The following is a 1,448-nucleotide window of genomic DNA, read 5'->3' as shown; positions in this document are numbered from 1 at the left end:
GTCGAACTCACGGTCGAGAGCGAGATCGAGCCGGGGCTTCCGATTTCCAGGGTCGAAGGCGGTGTTTTCAAGGGGCTGGCCACAATCTCGAAATCTGGCGCATTCGGCGACAGCGCCCTCTTCTGCAGGCTCGCGACTCCAGCCCATCGCTGATCAGGACCGTCGCCGGCCAAAGGCATGGGGCGGGTCATTCGCGCCGGTCAAATCACGTCCAACGACGGTTCAGCAGCCCGGGGATATGGGCTCGCCCCCCTCGGAGGGGTTGAAAACATGCCGATTTTCACCGCACCGTTGATTACGAATGACCGCGAAAGAAAACTATTGCGCATTGATGGTTATAAGGCTTAGAAGATGCTCACAATTGACCAATTAGAGGCGTTCATGTCTGGTCCAAGACTCGGCATCACAATGGGTGATCCTGCGGGCATCGGCCCCGAGATCATCGCAAAGGCATGCGCACGGCTGAAACCGCGCCTTGCCGACGGATCGTTGTCCCTTCTCATAATCGGCAGCGTCACCGCGATGCGTGCGATGGAGTCGATTTCCGGGCGCATCGAGGAGGAACAGCCGTCGGCTTCGGCCACCGGGGTTTTTCCGCCGCTAGCCATTCTCGAAGCCGGCCCCGAACGCACACCTATCGAGACAGGCGTCTTGTCGGCGGAAGGCGGGCGCCTCGCCTATCTGGCGATCGAAAAGGCCGTTCGCCTGGCGCAGGCCGGTTCAATTGCGGGCATCGTTACGGCTCCCCTCAACAAGGAGGCGCTCAATCTGGCCGGCTATCATTATGCCGGTCACACCGACATGCTGGCAGAACTGACAGGCGCCCGCGATTCCGTGATGATGCTCGCCCATGGCGATTTTCGCGTCAGCCACGTCTCGACCCACGTCGCGCTGGCCCAGGTTCCATCGAAACTGACCGAACCTCGGTTGCGGCGGGTTATCCAGTTGACGGTCGAGGCGTTGCACGGCCTTGGCATTTCCCATCCCCGAATTGCGATTGCCGCGCTTAACCCGCACGCCGGCGAAGGCGGCATTTTCGGCCGGGAGGATATCGACATCACGACCCCGGTCGTCGCCTCCTACAACTCCGCCGATTTTGCCGTGTTTGGGCCTGTTCCCGGCGATACGGTTTTCGTCAAGTTGCGCGCCCGCCAGTATGACGCGGTGGTCGCGATGTATCACGATCAGGGCCATGTCCCGGTGAAACTGCTCGGCTTCAATGTCGATCCCGAGACCGGTGAGTGGAAAGCGCTCTCCGGTGTCAATGTCACGCTCGGCCTTCCGATCATCCGCACCTCCGTCGACCACGGCACGGCCTTCGACATCGCCGGCAAGGGCATCGCCAATGAGGACAGCTTGGTCGAAGCGATCGAGTTCGCGGTCCAGATGGCCGCGGCGAAATCCAACCCTTAGGCGTCGGCACGCCTGCAACGCACGCAGAACCGGAT

At 61.3% G+C, this 1,448-nt stretch carries 1 protein-coding gene; it reads left to right on the top strand.

The window, feature by feature from the left end; genetic code table 11:
- Positions 1-381: 381 nt before the first annotated feature.
- Complete coding sequence (pdxA, locus tag EN893_RS33805) at positions 382-1,413, top strand: 4-hydroxythreonine-4-phosphate dehydrogenase PdxA (RefSeq protein ID WP_206517092.1); 1,032 nt, start codon at positions 382-384, stop codon at positions 1,411-1,413.
- Positions 1,414-1,448: the final 35 nt, after the last annotated feature.

Source organism: Mesorhizobium sp. M7A.F.Ca.CA.004.04.2.1, assembly GCF_004022825.1.
In the GTDB taxonomy this organism is placed as follows: domain Bacteria; phylum Pseudomonadota; class Alphaproteobacteria; order Rhizobiales; family Rhizobiaceae; genus Mesorhizobium.
This window is presented reverse-complemented; position numbering and strand designations above follow the sequence as displayed.

Bases quoted from the DNA above. Each gene is read 5' to 3' on its own strand.
- pdxA (WP_206517092.1), top strand. From the start codon at position 382: ATGTCTGGTCCAAGACTCGGCATCACAATGGGTGATCCTGCGGGCATC.